The following is a 14,730-nucleotide window of genomic DNA, read 5'->3' as shown; positions in this document are numbered from 1 at the left end:
GCTAGCCCAGTTTCAGCCTCGCCTCCGTCGCCAGCCGGTCGGCCCGTTCGTTCATCGGGTCGCCGGCATGGCCGCGCACCCAGCGCCACTCGACCTCATGCGGCTTGGCGGCGGCCAGCAGGCGCTGCCACAGCGCCATGTTCGCCACCGGCTCCTTCGCCGAGTTGCGCCAGTTGTTCCGCACCCATCCATTGATCCAGCGGCTGATGCCGTTGCGGACATATTCGCTGTCAGTGTGCAGCACCACGCGGCAGGGGCGCTTCAGCGCCTCCAGCGCGCTGATCGCCGCCATCAGCTCCATCCGGTTGTTGGTCGTCGCCGGGTCGCCGCCCGACAGCTCCCGCTCGGTTTCGCCATAGCGCAGGATCGCCGCCCAGCCGCCCGGGCCGGGATTGGGCTTGCAGCCGCCATCGGTCCAGATCTCGACCGGCGCCGCGGGGGTCGCGTCCTCAGAGGCCAAGTGCGCCAGCCCCCTCGGCCGCGGCGAAGAAGCGCAGCTTCGCCAGGTATTCCAGCGGATCCTTCCGCGTCACCAGCGCACCCGGCGGCGTCGCCATCCAGTCATAGAGGCGGGTCAGCAGGAAGCGGATCGCCGCTCCGCGGCAGAGCAGCGGCAGCGCCGCCCGCTCCTCCGCCAGCAGCGGCCGCACCCGCTGGTAGCCAGCCAGCAGCGCCCGCGCCCGCGTCACGTTGAAGGACAGGTCCGGCTCGAAGCACCAGGCGTTCAGGCAGACTGCGACGTCATAGGCCAGCAGGTCGGTGCAGGCGAAGTAGAAGTCGATGATGCCGGAGACCACCGGCTTCCCGTCCGGCCCGTCGAGGAAGAAGACATTGTCGGGGAAAAGGTCCGCATGGATCTGCCCGACCGGCAGCGCGCCCGGCGCCGGCCAGGCCGCGAGGATCGCCGCCAGCGCCGCATCCAGCTCGGCGATCAGCCCTGGCCGCACCGCATCGCCGCCCGCGCGGCAGCGATCCAGCAGCGGCATCCAGGCGGCGGGGCCGAGGCCGTTCGGGCGGGTCGCGGTGAAATCCTCGCTGGCCCGGTGCAGCCCCGCCAGCGCCTCGCCGAGCGGGCGCGCATGCTCCGGCCGGACCCGCCGCGGCCAGACGCCGGGGAGGAAGGTGCAGATCGCCGCCGGCCGCCCGGCCAGCTGGCGCAGCGCGGCCCCGTCCCGCGCCTCGACCGGTTGCGGGCAGCGCAGGCCGCGTGCGGCCAGATGCTGCATCAGCGCCAGGAACCAGGGCAGCTCCGCCGGATCGACCCGCTTCTCATAAAGGGTGAGGATGAAGTCGCCCGCCGTGGTCTTCAGCGCGTAGTTGGAATTCTCCACTCCCTCGGCGATGCCGCGGAAGGCGAGCAATTCGCCCAACGCGTAATCGGCGAGGAAGGCGCGCAGCGCCTCATCCGAGACTTCGGTATAGACGGCCATGCGGGAGGGCTAGCGGGCGGCTTCGGTCTGCAGGGCGGCCGGCAGCTTGAAGGTCACCGTCTCCTCCGCCACCACCACCTCCTCGATCGAGAGCTCGAAGCCCTCGCGCAGCCGGGCCAGCACCTCCTCGACCAGCACCTCGGGTGCGCTGGCGCCGGCGGTGATTCCGATGGTGGAGACGCCCTGTGCCAACGCCAGATCGAGGTCGCGGCCGCGCTGCACCATCACCGCCCGCGGGCAGCCGGCGCGCTCCGCCACCTCCACCAGCCGCAGCGAGTTGGAGGAATTGGGCGCGCCCACCACCACCATCAGCTCCGCCCGGTTGGCGATCGCCTTCACCGCCGCCTGGCGGTTGGTGGTGGCGTAGCAGATATCCTCCTTGGCCGGGGCATGCACCTCGGGGAAGCGCTCCCGCAGCGCCGCCACGATATCCGCCGTGTCATCGACCGAGAGCGTGGTCTGGGTGATGAAGGCGAGCGGCCGGCCGCTCGGGACCGGCACGGTGCGGGCCTGCTCGGCATCCTCGATCAGGGTCACCGTCCCTTCGGGGAGCTGGCCCATGGTCCCGACCACCTCCGGATGGCCGGCATGGCCGATCAGCAGGAGGTGCCGGCCGCGGCTGAAATGCTGCTCGGCCTCGCGATGGACCTTGCTGACCAGCGGGCAGGTGGCATCGAGGTAGAAGAGCTTGCGGCGGCCGGCCTCGGCCGGGACCGATTTCGGCACGCCATGGGCGGAGAAGACCACCGGCGCGTCGTCCGGCACCTCGCCTAGCTCCTCGACGAAGACGGCACCCTGCCGTTCCAGGCTTTCGACCACGAAACGGTTGTGCACGATTTCGTGCCGGACATAGACGGGGGCGCCGTAGCGGCGGATCGCCTCCTCGACGATCTTGATGGCCCGGTCCACGCCGGCGCAGAAGCCGCGCGGGCCGGCCAGGAGGACATTCAGGCGGGGCAGGGCGCGGGGGGATTCGGTCGCGCCGGGGTGCAGGTCCATGGTGCCTCTCGCTCGCTGGCGCTATTTGCCGAGCCGAAGGGCCGGCGGGCACAGTGGGCGGGGCGCACACTAGCGGCCCGCCGTCCTGGCTCAAGGGGGATATGGGGTGGATATGGCAATGCGGAAAAGAGTTGTCCTGCCGGCGGTGCTGCTGGCCGCCCTGACGGTGCAGGGATGCGGCGGTGGCGGCTTCGCCACGCGGCTGCCGACCGCCTGCCCGTCCCCTGGCATTCTGGCGGAGGGTGCCGACCTCACCCGCTATCGCCCCGGCGGGCCGCAGGACCTCACCACCCTCGAATTCGATGCCCGGCTGCGCGGGCTGAACGGGGGCTGCGCCGCCGGCCGGGGCGATCGCAGCATCGAGATGACCCTGACCGCCGCCTTCGATGTGGAACGGGGCGCCGCCGCCGAGGGGCGCAGCGTGGACCTGCCCTGGTTCGTGGCGGTGATCGACCGCCGGGACGAGACCATCCTGCAACGCCAGGCCTTCGTCGAGCGGGCCACTTTCGGCCGCAACGAGACCCGAGCCAACCTGCAGAGCGAGCCGGTCCAGCTCTCCCTCCCGGTCAGCGAGAGCCGCAGTGCTGGGGATTACCGCATCCTGGTCTCCTTCCAGCTGACCGAGGCGGATCTCGCGCTGAATCGCAGGCGTGGGCCGCGCTGATCTCCAACCTGGCATTGCGCCACAGCCCCGGAGCGGTCTAGAGAGGCGCACCCGTAGATACCGCGCGGGAGAGAGGGGTGGTTTCGCCCCCGCCGAAGGCGCAACCGGCCCCCGGAAACGCTCAGGCAGAAGGGCCGCGCGGAGAAGGGACCTCTGGAAAGCCTGGTGCCGCAAGGCATTGGCACCGAAGGAGTAAGGCCCGGCCCAAGGCCGTCAGCCGAATCTCTCAGGTTCACCGGACAGAGGGGGGCCACGGACTTCAACTCACGCCGCTGATGCGGTCGGGGGACCCGTGGCCGAGACCGAATCGCTGCTCGAGACACCGCTTGCCGGCCTGCACCGTGCCCTGGGGGGCCGGATGGTCGCCTTCGCCGGCTATGCCATGCCGGTGCAATACCCGGCCGGGATCATGGCCGAGCACCTGCATGTGCGCGGCGCTGCGGGCCTTTTCGACGTCTCCCATATGGGCCAGGCGGAATTGCACGGCGAGGGCGCCGCGGCGGCGCTGGAGCGGGTGACGCCCGCCGATATCCAAGGCCTCAAGCCCGGCCGCCAGCGCTACGCCTTGCTGATGACGCCGGAGGGCGGCATCTTCGACGACTGCATGGTGGCCAATCTCGGCGACCGGCTCTTCGTCGTGGTCAATGCCAGCCGCAAGCATGACGATTTCGCGCTGATCGAGTCCGTCCTGCCCGCCGGCATCACCCTGCGCCGCCTGCCGGACCGGGCGCTGCTGGCCCTCCAGGGGCCGGGCGCCGCGCCGGCGATGGCGCCCGTCGCCCCGGCGCTCACCGCGCTGTCCTTCATGGGCATCGCGCAGGCCGAGATCGCCGGCATCCCCGTCATCGCCAGCCGCAGCGGCTATACCGGCGAGGATGGCTGGGAGATCAGCGCCCCGGCCGAGGCCGCCGAGGCGCTGGCGAAGCAGCTGCTCGGCCTGCCCGGCGTGCAGCCGGCCGGCCTCGGCGCCCGCGATTCGCTGCGGCTGGAGGCGGGGCTCTGCCTCTACGGCGTCGATATCGACGAGAGCACCAGCCCGGTCGAGGCCGCCCTCACCTGGAGCATCGGCAAGCGCCGCCGCATGAGCTGGGACTTCCCCGGCGCCGAGCGGGTGCGGGAGGAGTTGGCCAATAGCACGCAGCGCCTCCGTATCGGGTTGCGGCCCGAGGGGCGGCAGCCGGCCCGGGGCGAGACCATGATCCATGCGCCGGGCGGCGAGGCCGTCGGCAGCATCACCTCCGGCGGCTTCGGCCCCTCATTGGGTGGCCCGATGGCCATGGGCTATGTCGCCCGCGCCCATGCGGCGGACGGCACTGCCCTGGAGTTGATCGTGCGCGGCCGGCCGCTCGCGGCCCGCGTCGCGCCCATGCCTTTCATCCCCCACCGTTACGCCCGCTGAGGACGATCCGATGGCAGAGCTGAAATTCACCCAGGACCATGAATGGGTGCGGGCCGATGGCGATGCCGCCACGATCGGCATCACCGACCACGCCCAGAATGCGCTGGGTGATGTGGTCTTCGTCGATCTGCCCGAGGTGGGGCGCGAGGTCGCGGCCGGCGAGGCGATCGCCGTGGTCGAGAGCGTGAAGGCCGCCTCCGATGTCTACGCCCCGATCGCCGGCCGCATCGTCGAGGTGAATGCCGCCCTGGTAGACGATCCCGGCCTCATCAACCGCGAGCCGACCGGCGAGGGCTGGTTCTTCAAGATCGAGCCGGCCGATGCCGGCGCCGTCGCTGCGCTGATGGATGAGGGCGCCTATGCCGCCTTCGTGGAGAGCCAGGCGTGAGCGCGTTGCAGGAACTCGCCGCACTGGAGGAGGGCACGGAATTCGCCCGCCGCCATATCGGCCCCGGTCCCGATGACATCGCGGCGATGCTGCGCGTCGTCGGCGCCGCCAGCCTCGAGGAGATGGCCGGCCGCACCGTCCCTGCCGCCATCGCCGGCGCCGATCTGTCCGCCCTGCCGCCGCCGGCGACCGAGGCGGAGGCCATCGCCGAGCTGCGCGCCCTCTCCGAGCGCAACAGCCGGGTGAAGTCGCTGATCGGCCTCGGCTATCACGGCACCCACACCCCACCGGTGATCCTGCGCAACGTGCTGGAAAATCCCGGCTGGTACACCGCCTACACGCCCTACCAGGCCGAGATCGCCCAGGGCCGGCTGGAGGCGCTGGTCAATTTCCAGACCATGGTGACGGACCTCACCGGCCTGCCGGTCGCCAATGCCTCGCTGCTCGATGAGGGCACGGCGGCGGCCGAGGCGGTGGCGCTGGCCCATGCCGCGCAGAAGGGCAAGTCGACGACGCTGCTGGTCGCGGCCGATCTGCATCCGCAGACCCTCGCTGTGGTCCGCACCCGCGCCGAGCCGGTCGGGCTCCGCGTCGTCGTCGTGCCGCCCGCCGGCATTGCCGAGGCTGCCGCCGCTGAGAAGCCTTTCGCCCTGCTGCTGAACTACCCCGGCACCACCGGCGAGGTCCGCGACCTCACGCCCGAGATCGCCGCGGTGCAGGCCGTGGGCGGCCTCGCCATCGTCGCCGCCGACCCGCTCTCGCTCTGCCTGCTGACGCCGCCCGGCGAGATGGGCGCCGATGTCGTCATCGGCAGCACTCAGCGCTTCGGCGTGCCGCTCGGCTATGGCGGGCCGCATGCCGCCTACATGGCGGTGAAGGACGGGCTCAAACGCCTGCTGCCCGGCCGCCTGGTCGGCGTCTCCGTCGATGCCGCCGGCAACCCGGCGATGCGCCTCGCCTTGCAGACTCGCGAGCAGCATATCCGCCGCGAGAAGGCGACCAGCAACATCTGCACCGCGCAGGTGCTGCTCGCCGTGATGGCCGGCATGTATGCCGTCTGGCACGGGCCGGAGGGGCTTGCGCGCATTGCTCGCCGCGTGAACCTCCAGGCGCGGCTGCTGGCCGATGCGGCGCGGCGCGGCGGCTTCACCCTGCGGCACACGGCCTTCTTCGACACCATCGCCATCGAAGCGGGCGACCGCGCCGATGCGCTGATGCAAGGCGCGTTCGAGCGCGGCTTCAACCTCTGGCGCGTCGATGCCGGCTGCGTCTCCATCGCCCTCGACGAGACGGTGACGCGGGAGGAACTCGCCTCCCTCGCCGACCTCCTTGGCGCCGGCGCGCTCGATGCGCTCCACCCCGAGGCCAGCCTGCCGGAGGCGCTCGCCCGCTGCACCCCCTACCTCACCGCCGAGGTCTTCCGCAGCCATCACTCCGAACATGCGATGCTGCGCTACCTCAAGCGGCTCGAGGACAAGGATGTCGCGCTGAACCGCAGCATGATCCCGCTCGGCTCCTGCACGATGAAGCTGAACGCGACGGCGGAGATGATCCCGATCACCTTCCCCGGCTTCGCCAACATCCACCCCTTTGCGCCTGAGGACCAGGCCGAGGGCTATTTCGCCATGATCAAGCGGCTGGAGTCCTGGCTCTGCGCCGTCACCGGCTTCGCCGCCGTCTCGCTGCAGCCGAATGCCGGCAGCCAGGGCGAATATGCCGGGCTGCTCGCCATCCGCGCCTGGCATCGCGCCCAAGGCAATGACCAGCGCAATGTCTGCCTGATCCCCTCCAGCGCCCATGGCACCAACCCGGCCTCTGCGGTGATGGCGGGGATGAAGGTCGTCGTCGTTGGCTGCGACCGCGACGGCAACGTGGACCTTAAGGATCTGGAGGCCAAGGCGGCGCAGCATGCCGACAGGCTCGCCGCGTTGATGGTCACCTACCCCTCCACCCATGGCGTCTTCGAGGAGCAGATCAGGGAGATCTGCGCCCTGATCCATCGCCATGGCGGCCAGGTCTATATGGACGGGGCCAACATGAACGCCCAGGTCGGCCTGACCTCGCCCGCCGCCATCGGCGCCGATGTCTGCCACCTGAACCTGCACAAGACCTTCTGCATCCCGCATGGCGGCGGCGGCCCGGGCGTCGGCCCGATCGGCGTCGCCGCGCATCTGGCGCCGCACTTGCCGAACCATCCCTTTCATCGTGGTGCGGGCCCGGCGACGGGCTATGGCCCCGTCTCCTCGGCGCCCTTCGGCAGCGCCGCCATCCTGCCCATCTCCTACGCCTATATTCGCATGATGGGCGCCGAGGGGCTGACGCGGGCGACGCAGGTGGCGATCCTCTCCGCCAACTACATCGCCCGCCGGCTGGAGGGGCACTTCCCCGTGCTCTACCGCGGCCTGCGCGGCATGGTGGCGCATGAGTGCATCCTCGACTGCCGTGGCTTCCAGCAGGGTGGCGGCGTGCTGGTCGAGGACATCGCCAAGCGCCTGCAGGACTACGGCTACCACGCGCCGACCATGTCCTGGCCCGTCTCCGGCACGCTGATGGTGGAGCCCACCGAGAGCGAGCCGAAGGAGGAGCTGGACCGCTTCTGCGACGCCATGATCGCCATCCGCGCCGAGATCCGCGCGGTGGAGCAGGGCCGCAGCGACCGCGCCGACAACCCGCTGAAGAACGCGCCCCACACCGCCGCCGAGGTCATGGCGAGCGAGTGGACGCACCCCTACAGCCGGGAGGAGGCGGCCTTCCCGCTGCACTTCGTGCGCGCCCACAAGTACTGGCCGCCGGTGAAGCGCGTGGACAACGTCCATGGCGACCGCAACCTGGTCTGCACCTGCGCGCCGCTGGAGGCCTATGCGGAGCGGATGCACCTCCAGGCGGCGGAGTGACGGTGCGCCCCTGGCGGTGGCGGGGTGACCGCACCGTCCACCGCGACCGCTGGGTGCATCTCCGCGCCGAGGCCTGGGAGACGGCGGGCGGCACGCTGCTCGATCCCTGGTACCGACTCGACTGGCCGGGGCTGGTGCATGTGGTGGCGCTGACGCCGGAGGACCGGCTGGTGCTGGTGCGGCAGTTCCGCCCCGGTGCCGGCGCCGCCATCCTGGAACTGCCGGGCGGCATGATGGAGCCGGAGGAGACCGACCCGGTCGCCGCCGGCCGCCGCGAATTCGAGGAAGAGACGGGCTACGCGGCGGGCAGCTTCCGCCTGGCCGCGACCCTCCGCAACGACCCGGCCCATGCCGGCAACCTGATCCATGCCGTCCTTGCCGAGGGCGCTATCCCCGGCGGGGCGCAGGCGCTCGACCATGGAGAGGAGATCGCTGTGGAGGAGTTGCCCATCGCCACCGTCCTGGCCGGGCTGGCCGAGGGCGTGATCGGCAATGCCAATCATGTCGGCATCCTGTTGCTGGCGCTGCGGGCGGCGGGGCGCCTAAGCTTCTGACCCCTCGGCTGCCCGAGGAAGGAGCCCGCCGATGACCTTCCTGTTCGAGGCCGCGCGGGCGGCCCGCCTGCCGAATGCGCCGGGGCGCCTCTCGGCCGAGGTCTTCCGCCATGGCTCGCTGGAGGTGCGCTGGTATGCGCCACGCGGCGTGGATTCGCAGGTGCCGCATGACCGGGACGAGGTCTATGTCGTCATCTCCGGCCATGGCCGTTTCCGCTGCGCCGGGGAGGTCGGCGACTGCCGCGCCGGCGACCTGCTCTTCGCCCCCGCCGGCGCCGAGCACCGGTTCGAGGATTTCTCCGACGATTTCGCCACCTGGGTAATCTTCTACGGCCCGGAGGGCGGCGAGGCCGCCTGAACCGCCGGCAGCCTGCGGCGTTCGCCCCGGGTGATCCCCCGATGCGCCGCCGTCCCCTGCTGCTCGCCGCCCTGCTGCCCCGTCCCGCCGCGGCCGAGCCCGTGATCGAGGAGGGCTGGACCGACCCCACCCGCGGCCGGACCCTGCCGGTGCTGATCCGCCTGCCCGAAGGGGCGGCGCCGGCCCCGGTGGTGCTGGTCTCGCATGGGCTCGGCGGCTCGCGCGAGGGGCTCGCCTATCTCGGCCGGGCGCTGGCGGGGGCGGGCTTCGTCGCCATCCATATCCAGCATCCGGGCACCGATGCCTCGCTCTGGCAGGGCAGGGGCGACTTCTCCGCCCTGGGCGCCGCGGCGCTCGACCCCGGCCAGGCGCTGGCGCGGCTGCGCGACGGCGTCTTCGCCCTCGACGAGATCGGCCGGCGGGAGAGCCTGCGCGGCCGGGTGGATACCGGGCGGCTCGCGGTCGCCGGCCATTCCTATGGCGCTTGGGTGGTGCAGCACCTGCTCGGCCAGCGCCTGCCGGGGGGCGAGCATGGGCTGGCCCTGCCGGACCGACGGCTGAAGGCGGGCATCGCGCTCTCGCCCATCCCGCCGCGCGGCCTGCCGGCCCGCTATGCCTTCGGCCGCATCGCCACGCCGATGCTGCATGTCACCGGTACCGAGGACCGGGGCGCCATCGATGGCGCCACGCCGGCCGACCGGGAGGCGCCCTTCCACGCCATCTCCGGCGCGCCCCAGGCCCTGGCGGTGCTGGCCGGCGCCAACCATGCCGCCTTCGCCGATGAACCGGCGGCCGGCCCGCGCTGGGGCGACCCCACCTACCATGCCCGCACCGCCGGCCTCGCGGTGTTGTTCCTGCGCGCCATGCTGCTCGGCGATGGCGCGGCGCGGGCGGCGCTGCGGGATGGCGCGCCGGGGCTGCTGGCGCCGGGCGACCGGCTCGATTGCAAGGAGTTCGACTGATGCCCGAGACACCGCCGACCGGCGCGGGGGAGCGCATGAACAGCGCCGACCCCAAGGCCAAGACCACTGCTGCCAAGGTGCAGCAGGGCGGCACCACCAAGAATCCGGATGCCAAGGTTCCCTCGGACCTCTATCCGGACCCGCCCGGGGTGACCAACAGCACGCCCGGCGGGCCGGACGACTAGCCGACGCCGCCGAGAAGATCCGCCAGCTCCGTCATGCTCTTCACGATCAGGTCGGGCTGGTAGGCCCATTGGGCGAAGGGGCGGCGGCGGCGGTCGATGAAGGCAGCGCGCATGCCGGCCGCCTTGGCACCCACGCAATCGAATTCGTGGTTGGCGACAAACAGGATCTCCTCCATCGCCACGCCGCAGATCTCGGCCGCCTTGGTATAGGTGGCGACATGCGGCTTGAAGGCGCCGGCGGCGGCGACCGAGATCACCTCGTCGAAGGGGATGCCGTGATGCCGCTTCGCCTCCTCCAGCATGTCGGGATCGCCGTTGGAGAGGACGACGAGGCGGTAGCGCCGCTGCAACCGCGCGAGGGCCTCGGGCACCTCGGGGAAGCAGCGCAGCCGCTCGATATGGGCGACGAGCATCTGCACCTCCTCCCAGCTGTGCTCGATGCCGGCGCGGTTGAGCACGTGGTCGACGGAGAGGTGACCGATATCGCGGTAGCGCATGTGCTCGCGGTGCAGCAGCGCGTTGATCATCGAATTCTCGAAATGCGTGCGGCGCCACCAGGTGACGAAGGAATTGGGGTCGCCCGTCCAGCCCTTGGCGCGAAGCCAGGGCGCCGCGGCCTCGCGCAACCCGCCCTGCATGTCCACCACCGTGCCGTACTGGTCGAACATGCAGACCTTGATGCGGCCTCGCAGCGCTTCGATGTCGGCCATCGCGCCCCTCCCGTCCCTGTGCCTGGCGCAGGATGACGCAGGTGGGGCGCGGAGTCCTCAGGGATGCAGCACGGCGCCCTTGGTCGCCTTGTCCACATCCCGCCGCGGCCCGCGCAGCGCCAGCCCGACGAAGTCCGGCGCCTCGGCTGGCTCCGCCCGGAAGGCCTCCCGGTTGGCGGCGTCGTGGCCGGTCTGGAACATCGCCCGGACATAGGCGGCGCGGGTCAGGTTGCGCTCGATCCCCTGGCGCCAGGCGCGTTGCATCACCTCCGGCCCGGCGGCGAAGATCAGCATGGGCTGACCCAGCAGCCGCGCATGCAGCCGCCCGGCTGCATCCTCATAGGGCTCGCCCATCGCCTCCGGCGCCGCCGCCGCGATGCCGGTGGCCAGGAAGGCCGTGACGTTCAGCTTCTGCCAGACGGCCAGATCATCCAGCACCAGGATGGCCACCTTCGTCTCGAACACCATGCGCGCCCCTCCGCCGCTGCGGCGCGCATCTCAGGCCATTCCCGGCCCGCGGTCTGGAACGCCTGTGCAAAGCGCGCGATAGGCGGCCGGCGTCAGCCCATAGGCGCGGCGGAAGCGGCGGCCGAGATGGCTCTGGTCGGCGAAGCCGCATTCAGCGGCGACCAGCGCCGGCCGCAGCCCCTCGGCCAGCAGCCGCCGGGCCCGCAGTAGCCGCACCTGCACCAGATAGGCATGCGGCGAGGTGCCATAGGCGGCGCGGAAGGCGCGAGCGAGCTGGAACCGGTCCGCCGCCCCCGCCGCACGGGCCAGCCCATCCGCCCCGGGATCGGAGGCGGGGTCGTCCTCCAGCCTCTCCCGCGCGCGCCGCGCCAGCCGGGTATTGCGCCCGGCCGCGCCGCCGCGTGACGGCCGGCCGAGATGCGGCCGCAGCCAGCCCAGCACCGCATCCAGCGCCAGGTCGCGCCCCAGCCGCTCCTCCGGCTGGGCGAGGGCCAGGCAGGCGGCGCGGATCGCTCCGCCGAGCGCCGGGTCGTCGCAGAGCGTGGCGGCGAAGCCGGGATCGCCGCCGGGTGCATCGGCCAGCGCCGCGCGCAGCCAGGCTTGCGGCAGATAGAGCATGCGATAGGCAAAGCCACCCGCAGCCCCGGCCTGGCCGTCATGCGCCTCCCCGGGCTCGATCAGGATGACGCGGCCCGGCGTGCTGCGCCGGTGTGCGCCGCGGCAGTGGAAATCCTGCACCCCCTGTTCCGTGACGCCGACCAGCCAGTCGTCATGCCGGTGCAGGTCATAGGCATGGGCGGCGAAGCGCGCCTCGATCGCCTCCACGCCGCTCGGGCCGTCATGCATCAGGCGGATATGGTCGGGGGCCGGGGTCATGGCGGCGGCAGCCTATCCTCCCGTCGCATCGCATGGGAGGCGTCTCGGCACTCGACAAGGAATCTATGATATTTCAGGATTCTACGGTGAGCGATTCGCCCCGCCCTGCAAGCCGTCCCTCTGGCCGCGCCCTTCGCAGCCATCAAAGCGAGCTTCTGGCCATCGTCCGCGCCATCGCGGCCGGCGAGGCAGGCGACCTGCGCGACATCCTGGCCGCCGTGACACCAGGCGGCGGCAAGTCCCTGCTGCCCGTCCTCGCCGCGCATGTGCTGATCGGCGCCGGGCTCTGCGAGCGGGTCTGCTGGGTGGTGCCGCGCGACAGCCTCCGCCTCCAGGCCGAGGAGGCCTTCGCCGATCCCGCCTGGCGTAACGCGCTGGGCCATGCCCTTTCGGTGCGGGCGGCGGAGAATGCGCCGGGCGATCCCTGCCGTGGCCTCGCCGGCTATGTCACCACCTATCAGGGCATCGCCGCGGCGCCCGACCTCCACCTCGCCGCCTTCCGCCGCCACCGCTACCTGTTGGTGGTCGATGAGGTGCATCACCTGCCGGCGCTGGATGAGGACGAGGCCGGCGAGGCCGCCGCTTGGTCGGCGCCGATCGAGCCGCTGCTCTCGCTCTCGGCCGTGCGGCTGCTGCTCTCGGGCACGCTGGAACGGGCCGATGGCCGGCGCATCCTCTGGCTGCCCTATCGCCGCGCCGCCGGCGGCAAGCGGGAGGTCGATCTCGCCGCGCCGAGCTGGGCCGTCATCGGCTATAGCCGCGCCCGGGCGCTGGCCGAGCGCGCCGTCCTCCCGGTCTCCTTCGGCGCGCTGGATGGGGAGGCGGCGTGGCTGGGGCCGGAGCCCGAGGGCGGCGGCGAGCGCCCGCGGCTCGGCCCGCACCGGCTGCGCGCCCCGGCACCGGACGAGGCGACGCGCCCGGCGCTGTTTACCGCGCTCCGCACCGGCTTCGCCGAGGGGCTGCTGCGTCGCGCCTTCGAGGCGACGCGGCGGCTGCGCGCCCAGCGGCGGCGGGTGCTGGGGGAGGGCGCGCGGGGCCTCGGCAAGCTGCTGGTGGTGGCGCCGGACCAGGCCCAGGCGCGACGCTACCTGGAGATCATCGAGGGCTGGCTGCCGCCAGGCCAGACCGGCGCCGCCGCGCTCGCGGTCTCGGACGAGCCGGGCGCGCCGGAGATGCTGGCCGCCTTCCGCCTGACGCCCGAGCCCTCGATCCTCGTCACCGTCGCCATGGCCTATGAGGGGCTGGACGCGCCCGAGGTCGCGGTGGTCGCGGCGCTGACCCATATCCGCTCCCGCCCCTGGCTGGAGCAGATGGTGGCGCGGGCGACGCGGGTGGACCCGCATGCCGGCCCCTATGACGCGCAGCGGGCGCTGGTCTACCACCCCGACGATCCGCTCTTCGCCCGCTTCCGCTGGCGGATGGAGCGCGAGCAGGGGACGCGCGCCAAGCCCGACCGCCGGCCGCCGCGCCAGCCCGCACTCGACCTCCCCGGCTGGCTGGAGGATGAGCTGGCCGAGGCACGGGAGCGCCATGGGATCATCCCGCTCGAGAGCAATGCGCTGACGCTCCGCTTGACCACGCTGCGCCCCGGCCCCGACCTGGCGGCAGGGCTCGCGGCGGCGCGGGAGCCGGAGCCGCAGGGCGACCTGCTCACCCCCTCCCGCGCCGAGCGGGAATTGCGACACCGGCTGGGCGACCTGGTCGCGGCCCAGGTGGTGGAGGATGCGGCGGAGGGCCTGTCCGGCCCGATCCCGCGCGGCGCCGGGCTCTACCACGCCTACAATGCCGCGCTGAAACGGGCGCTGGGTGGCAAGAGCCGCAGCGAGATGTCGATCGAGGAGCTGGAGGCCGCCGCCGCCTGGCTCGGCCGCAACCGGCTGCGCGACCACCTGCATTTGCTGGAGGGCGACCAGCGCTTCGGCTGGGCGGCACGGCAGCGGCGCGACTGGCGGCCGCCGGTGGGGCGGCGTGTGAGCCGGTAGCCCGCGACATTTGCGACCCGCCGCGTGGCCGACGCGACCGTAACCCCATCGGTTCGCTACAGGGCGGCCGCTAGCCTCCGCGCCCTGAATAAAAAACCGGAGGTCTCCCATGCCCGCCTTCCGCCGGGTCCTGATCGTCGAGGACGACGCCATGCTGCGCGCCACCCTGGCGGAGCAGATTTCCTTCGGCAGCGAATTCCTGGCCGATACGGCGGAATGCGCGGCGGAGGCGGAGCTGCGGCTGGCGGTCAGCCCGCCCTTCGATCTCCTCATCCTCGATGTCGGCCTGCCGGATGCGGATGGGCGCGACTTCTGCGCCCGGCTGCGGCGCGAGGGCCGCACCATGCCGATCATCATGCTGACCGGCGCGGATGCCGAGGCGGATGTGATCCGCGGCCTCAATGCTGGGGCCAATGACTATATCGCCAAGCCCTTCCGCCTGGCCGAGCTGATGGCGCGGATGCGCGCCCAGCTGCGCGTCTTCGACAATACCGACGATGCCGTCTTCATCATCGGCGGCTATCGGTTCCGCCCAGCGGCGCGGCTGATGGTGGCGGCCGAGGGCGGCCGCAAGGTCCGGCTGACCGACAAGGAAACCGCGATCCTGAAATTCCTCTACCGCGCCGGCGGCCGGTCCGTGTCGCGGCAGACCCTGCTGCGCGAGGTCTGGGGCTACAATGTCGCGGTCGCCACCCATACGCTGGAGACGCATGTCTACCGGCTGCGCCAGAAGATCGAGCGCGACCCGAGCGATTGCCGCATCTTGGTGACCGAGAGCGGCGGCTACCGGCTCGACCCCTATGCCCTGACCGCGATGCCGGCCCGTGAGGCCGCTCGCCAGGCAGCCTGACGGGCCCCTTG

General features: G+C 72.1%; 16 protein-coding genes and 2 riboswitches. Of the genes, 10 read left to right on the top strand and 6 right to left on the bottom strand.

The window, feature by feature from the left end:
* Window position 1: 1 nt before the first annotated feature.
* The 3 genes from rnhA to ispH are packed head-to-tail and all read right to left on the bottom strand — an operon-like array spanning window position 2 to window position 2,429.
* Complete coding sequence (rnhA, locus tag JMJ55_RS10285; protein WP_202825441.1) at window positions 2-460, bottom strand: ribonuclease HI; 459 nt, start codon at window positions 458-460, stop codon at window positions 2-4.
* Entirely contained in the window at window positions 450-1,430 is a 981-nt protein-coding gene (locus tag JMJ55_RS10280; protein WP_202825440.1) for a homoserine kinase, read from the bottom strand. Before JMJ55_RS10280 ends, rnhA begins: the two co-directional genes overlap by 11 nt.
* Before the next feature lie 9 nt (window positions 1,431-1,439).
* Window positions 1,440-2,429 carry a 4-hydroxy-3-methylbut-2-enyl diphosphate reductase gene (gene ispH, locus JMJ55_RS10275; protein WP_202825439.1) on the bottom strand — a complete coding sequence of 330 codons (990 nt, stop codon included), beginning with the start codon at window positions 2,427-2,429 and terminating at the stop codon, window positions 1,440-1,442.
* A gap of 118 nt (window positions 2,430-2,547) precedes the next feature.
* Between ispH and JMJ55_RS10270 the strand changes: the two genes are divergently transcribed.
* From JMJ55_RS10270 to JMJ55_RS10235, 8 genes are all read left to right on the top strand, one after another.
* Window positions 2,548-3,093, top strand: a complete 546-nt coding sequence (locus JMJ55_RS10270) for a hypothetical protein (protein ID WP_202825438.1) — start codon at window positions 2,548-2,550, stop codon at window positions 3,091-3,093.
* A 55-nt stretch (window positions 3,094-3,148) separates the two neighbouring features.
* Window positions 3,149-3,240, top strand: a riboswitch (glycine riboswitch).
* A riboswitch (glycine riboswitch) is annotated at window positions 3,241-3,346 on the top strand.
* 39 nt (window positions 3,347-3,385) lie between these two features.
* Window positions 3,386-4,492: a glycine cleavage system aminomethyltransferase GcvT gene (gcvT, locus tag JMJ55_RS10265; RefSeq protein WP_202825437.1), complete on the top strand. Its 1,107-nt coding sequence runs from the start codon at window positions 3,386-3,388 to the stop codon at window positions 4,490-4,492.
* 10 nt (window positions 4,493-4,502) lie between these two features.
* Entirely contained in the window at window positions 4,503-4,880 is a 378-nt protein-coding gene (gcvH, locus tag JMJ55_RS10260; RefSeq protein WP_202825436.1) for a glycine cleavage system protein GcvH, read from the top strand.
* Entirely contained in the window at window positions 4,877-7,774 is a 2,898-nt protein-coding gene (gene gcvP / locus JMJ55_RS10255) for an aminomethyl-transferring glycine dehydrogenase (RefSeq protein WP_202825435.1), read from the top strand. The genes gcvH and gcvP overlap by 4 nt, the downstream gene beginning before the upstream one ends.
* The gene (locus tag JMJ55_RS10250) at window positions 7,771-8,328 is read left to right on the top strand and encodes an NUDIX hydrolase (protein ID WP_202825434.1); all 558 of its coding nucleotides are present in this window, start codon (window positions 7,771-7,773) and stop codon (window positions 8,326-8,328) included. The genes gcvP and JMJ55_RS10250 overlap by 4 nt, the downstream gene beginning before the upstream one ends.
* 31 nt (window positions 8,329-8,359) lie before the next feature.
* Window positions 8,360-8,686: a cupin domain-containing protein gene (locus JMJ55_RS10245; RefSeq protein ID WP_202825433.1), complete on the top strand. Its 327-nt coding sequence runs from the start codon at window positions 8,360-8,362 to the stop codon at window positions 8,684-8,686.
* A 41-nt stretch (window positions 8,687-8,727) separates the two neighbouring features.
* On the top strand, window positions 8,728-9,648 hold the full coding sequence (locus JMJ55_RS10240; protein WP_202825432.1) for an alpha/beta hydrolase family protein: 921 nt from the start codon (window positions 8,728-8,730) through the stop codon (window positions 9,646-9,648).
* Window positions 9,648-9,833 (top strand): hypothetical protein, encoded by a 186-nt coding sequence (locus tag JMJ55_RS10235; protein WP_202825431.1) that lies wholly within the window; start codon window positions 9,648-9,650, stop codon window positions 9,831-9,833. Before JMJ55_RS10240 ends, JMJ55_RS10235 begins: the two co-directional genes overlap by 1 nt.
* Here the strand turns inward: JMJ55_RS10235 and JMJ55_RS10230 are convergent.
* The 3 genes from JMJ55_RS10230 to JMJ55_RS10220 are packed head-to-tail and all read right to left on the bottom strand — an operon-like array spanning window position 9,830 to window position 11,887.
* Window positions 9,830-10,543 (bottom strand): haloacid dehalogenase type II, encoded by a 714-nt coding sequence (locus JMJ55_RS10230; protein WP_202825430.1) that lies wholly within the window; start codon window positions 10,541-10,543, stop codon window positions 9,830-9,832. The genes JMJ55_RS10235 and JMJ55_RS10230 overlap by 4 nt on opposite strands.
* Before the next feature lie 57 nt (window positions 10,544-10,600).
* Window positions 10,601-11,011 (bottom strand): DUF2000 domain-containing protein, encoded by a 411-nt coding sequence (locus JMJ55_RS10225; protein ID WP_202825429.1) that lies wholly within the window; start codon window positions 11,009-11,011, stop codon window positions 10,601-10,603.
* A 30-nt stretch (window positions 11,012-11,041) separates the two neighbouring features.
* Window positions 11,042-11,887 (bottom strand): AraC family transcriptional regulator, encoded by an 846-nt coding sequence (locus JMJ55_RS10220; RefSeq protein ID WP_202825428.1) that lies wholly within the window; start codon window positions 11,885-11,887, stop codon window positions 11,042-11,044.
* Between the two features lie 86 nt (window positions 11,888-11,973).
* Between JMJ55_RS10220 and JMJ55_RS10215 the strand changes: the two genes are divergently transcribed.
* Window positions 11,974-13,869, top strand: coding sequence for a DEAD/DEAH box helicase (locus JMJ55_RS10215; protein ID WP_328702602.1), 1,896 nt, complete (start codon window positions 11,974-11,976; stop codon window positions 13,867-13,869).
* A gap of 109 nt (window positions 13,870-13,978) precedes the next feature.
* Entirely contained in the window at window positions 13,979-14,719 is a 741-nt protein-coding gene (locus tag JMJ55_RS10210; RefSeq protein ID WP_202825426.1) for a response regulator transcription factor, read from the top strand.
* Window positions 14,720-14,730: the final 11 nt, after the last annotated feature.

This window comes from Belnapia mucosa, from assembly GCF_016775475.1.
Lineage (GTDB): Bacteria > Pseudomonadota > Alphaproteobacteria > Acetobacterales > Acetobacteraceae > Belnapia > Belnapia mucosa.
Note: the sequence above shows the minus strand (reverse complement) of the source record. Positions and strands in the feature narration are given on the sequence as shown.

Coding starts and splice junctions, on each gene's coding strand:
- JMJ55_RS10280 (WP_202825440.1), bottom strand. CDS start 1,430: ATGGCCGTCTATACCGAAGTCTCGGATGAGGCGCTGCGCGCCTTCCTC.
- JMJ55_RS10210 (WP_202825426.1), top strand. CDS start 13,979: ATGCCCGCCTTCCGCCGGGTCCTGATCGTCGAGGACGACGCCATGCTG.
- JMJ55_RS10245 (WP_202825433.1), top strand. CDS start 8,360: ATGACCTTCCTGTTCGAGGCCGCGCGGGCGGCCCGCCTGCCGAATGCG.
- JMJ55_RS10270 (WP_202825438.1), top strand. CDS start 2,548: ATGCGGAAAAGAGTTGTCCTGCCGGCGGTGCTGCTGGCCGCCCTGACG.
- JMJ55_RS10230 (WP_202825430.1), bottom strand. CDS start 10,543: ATGGCCGACATCGAAGCGCTGCGAGGCCGCATCAAGGTCTGCATGTTC.
- JMJ55_RS10240 (WP_202825432.1), top strand. CDS start 8,728: ATGCGCCGCCGTCCCCTGCTGCTCGCCGCCCTGCTGCCCCGTCCCGCC.
- ispH (WP_202825439.1), bottom strand. CDS start 2,429: ATGGACCTGCACCCCGGCGCGACCGAATCCCCCCGCGCCCTGCCCCGC.
- JMJ55_RS10225 (WP_202825429.1), bottom strand. CDS start 11,011: ATGGTGTTCGAGACGAAGGTGGCCATCCTGGTGCTGGATGATCTGGCC.
- JMJ55_RS10220 (WP_202825428.1), bottom strand. CDS start 11,887: ATGACCCCGGCCCCCGACCATATCCGCCTGATGCATGACGGCCCGAGC.
- gcvH (WP_202825436.1), top strand. CDS start 4,503: ATGGCAGAGCTGAAATTCACCCAGGACCATGAATGGGTGCGGGCCGAT.
- JMJ55_RS10235 (WP_202825431.1), top strand. CDS start 9,648: ATGCCCGAGACACCGCCGACCGGCGCGGGGGAGCGCATGAACAGCGCC.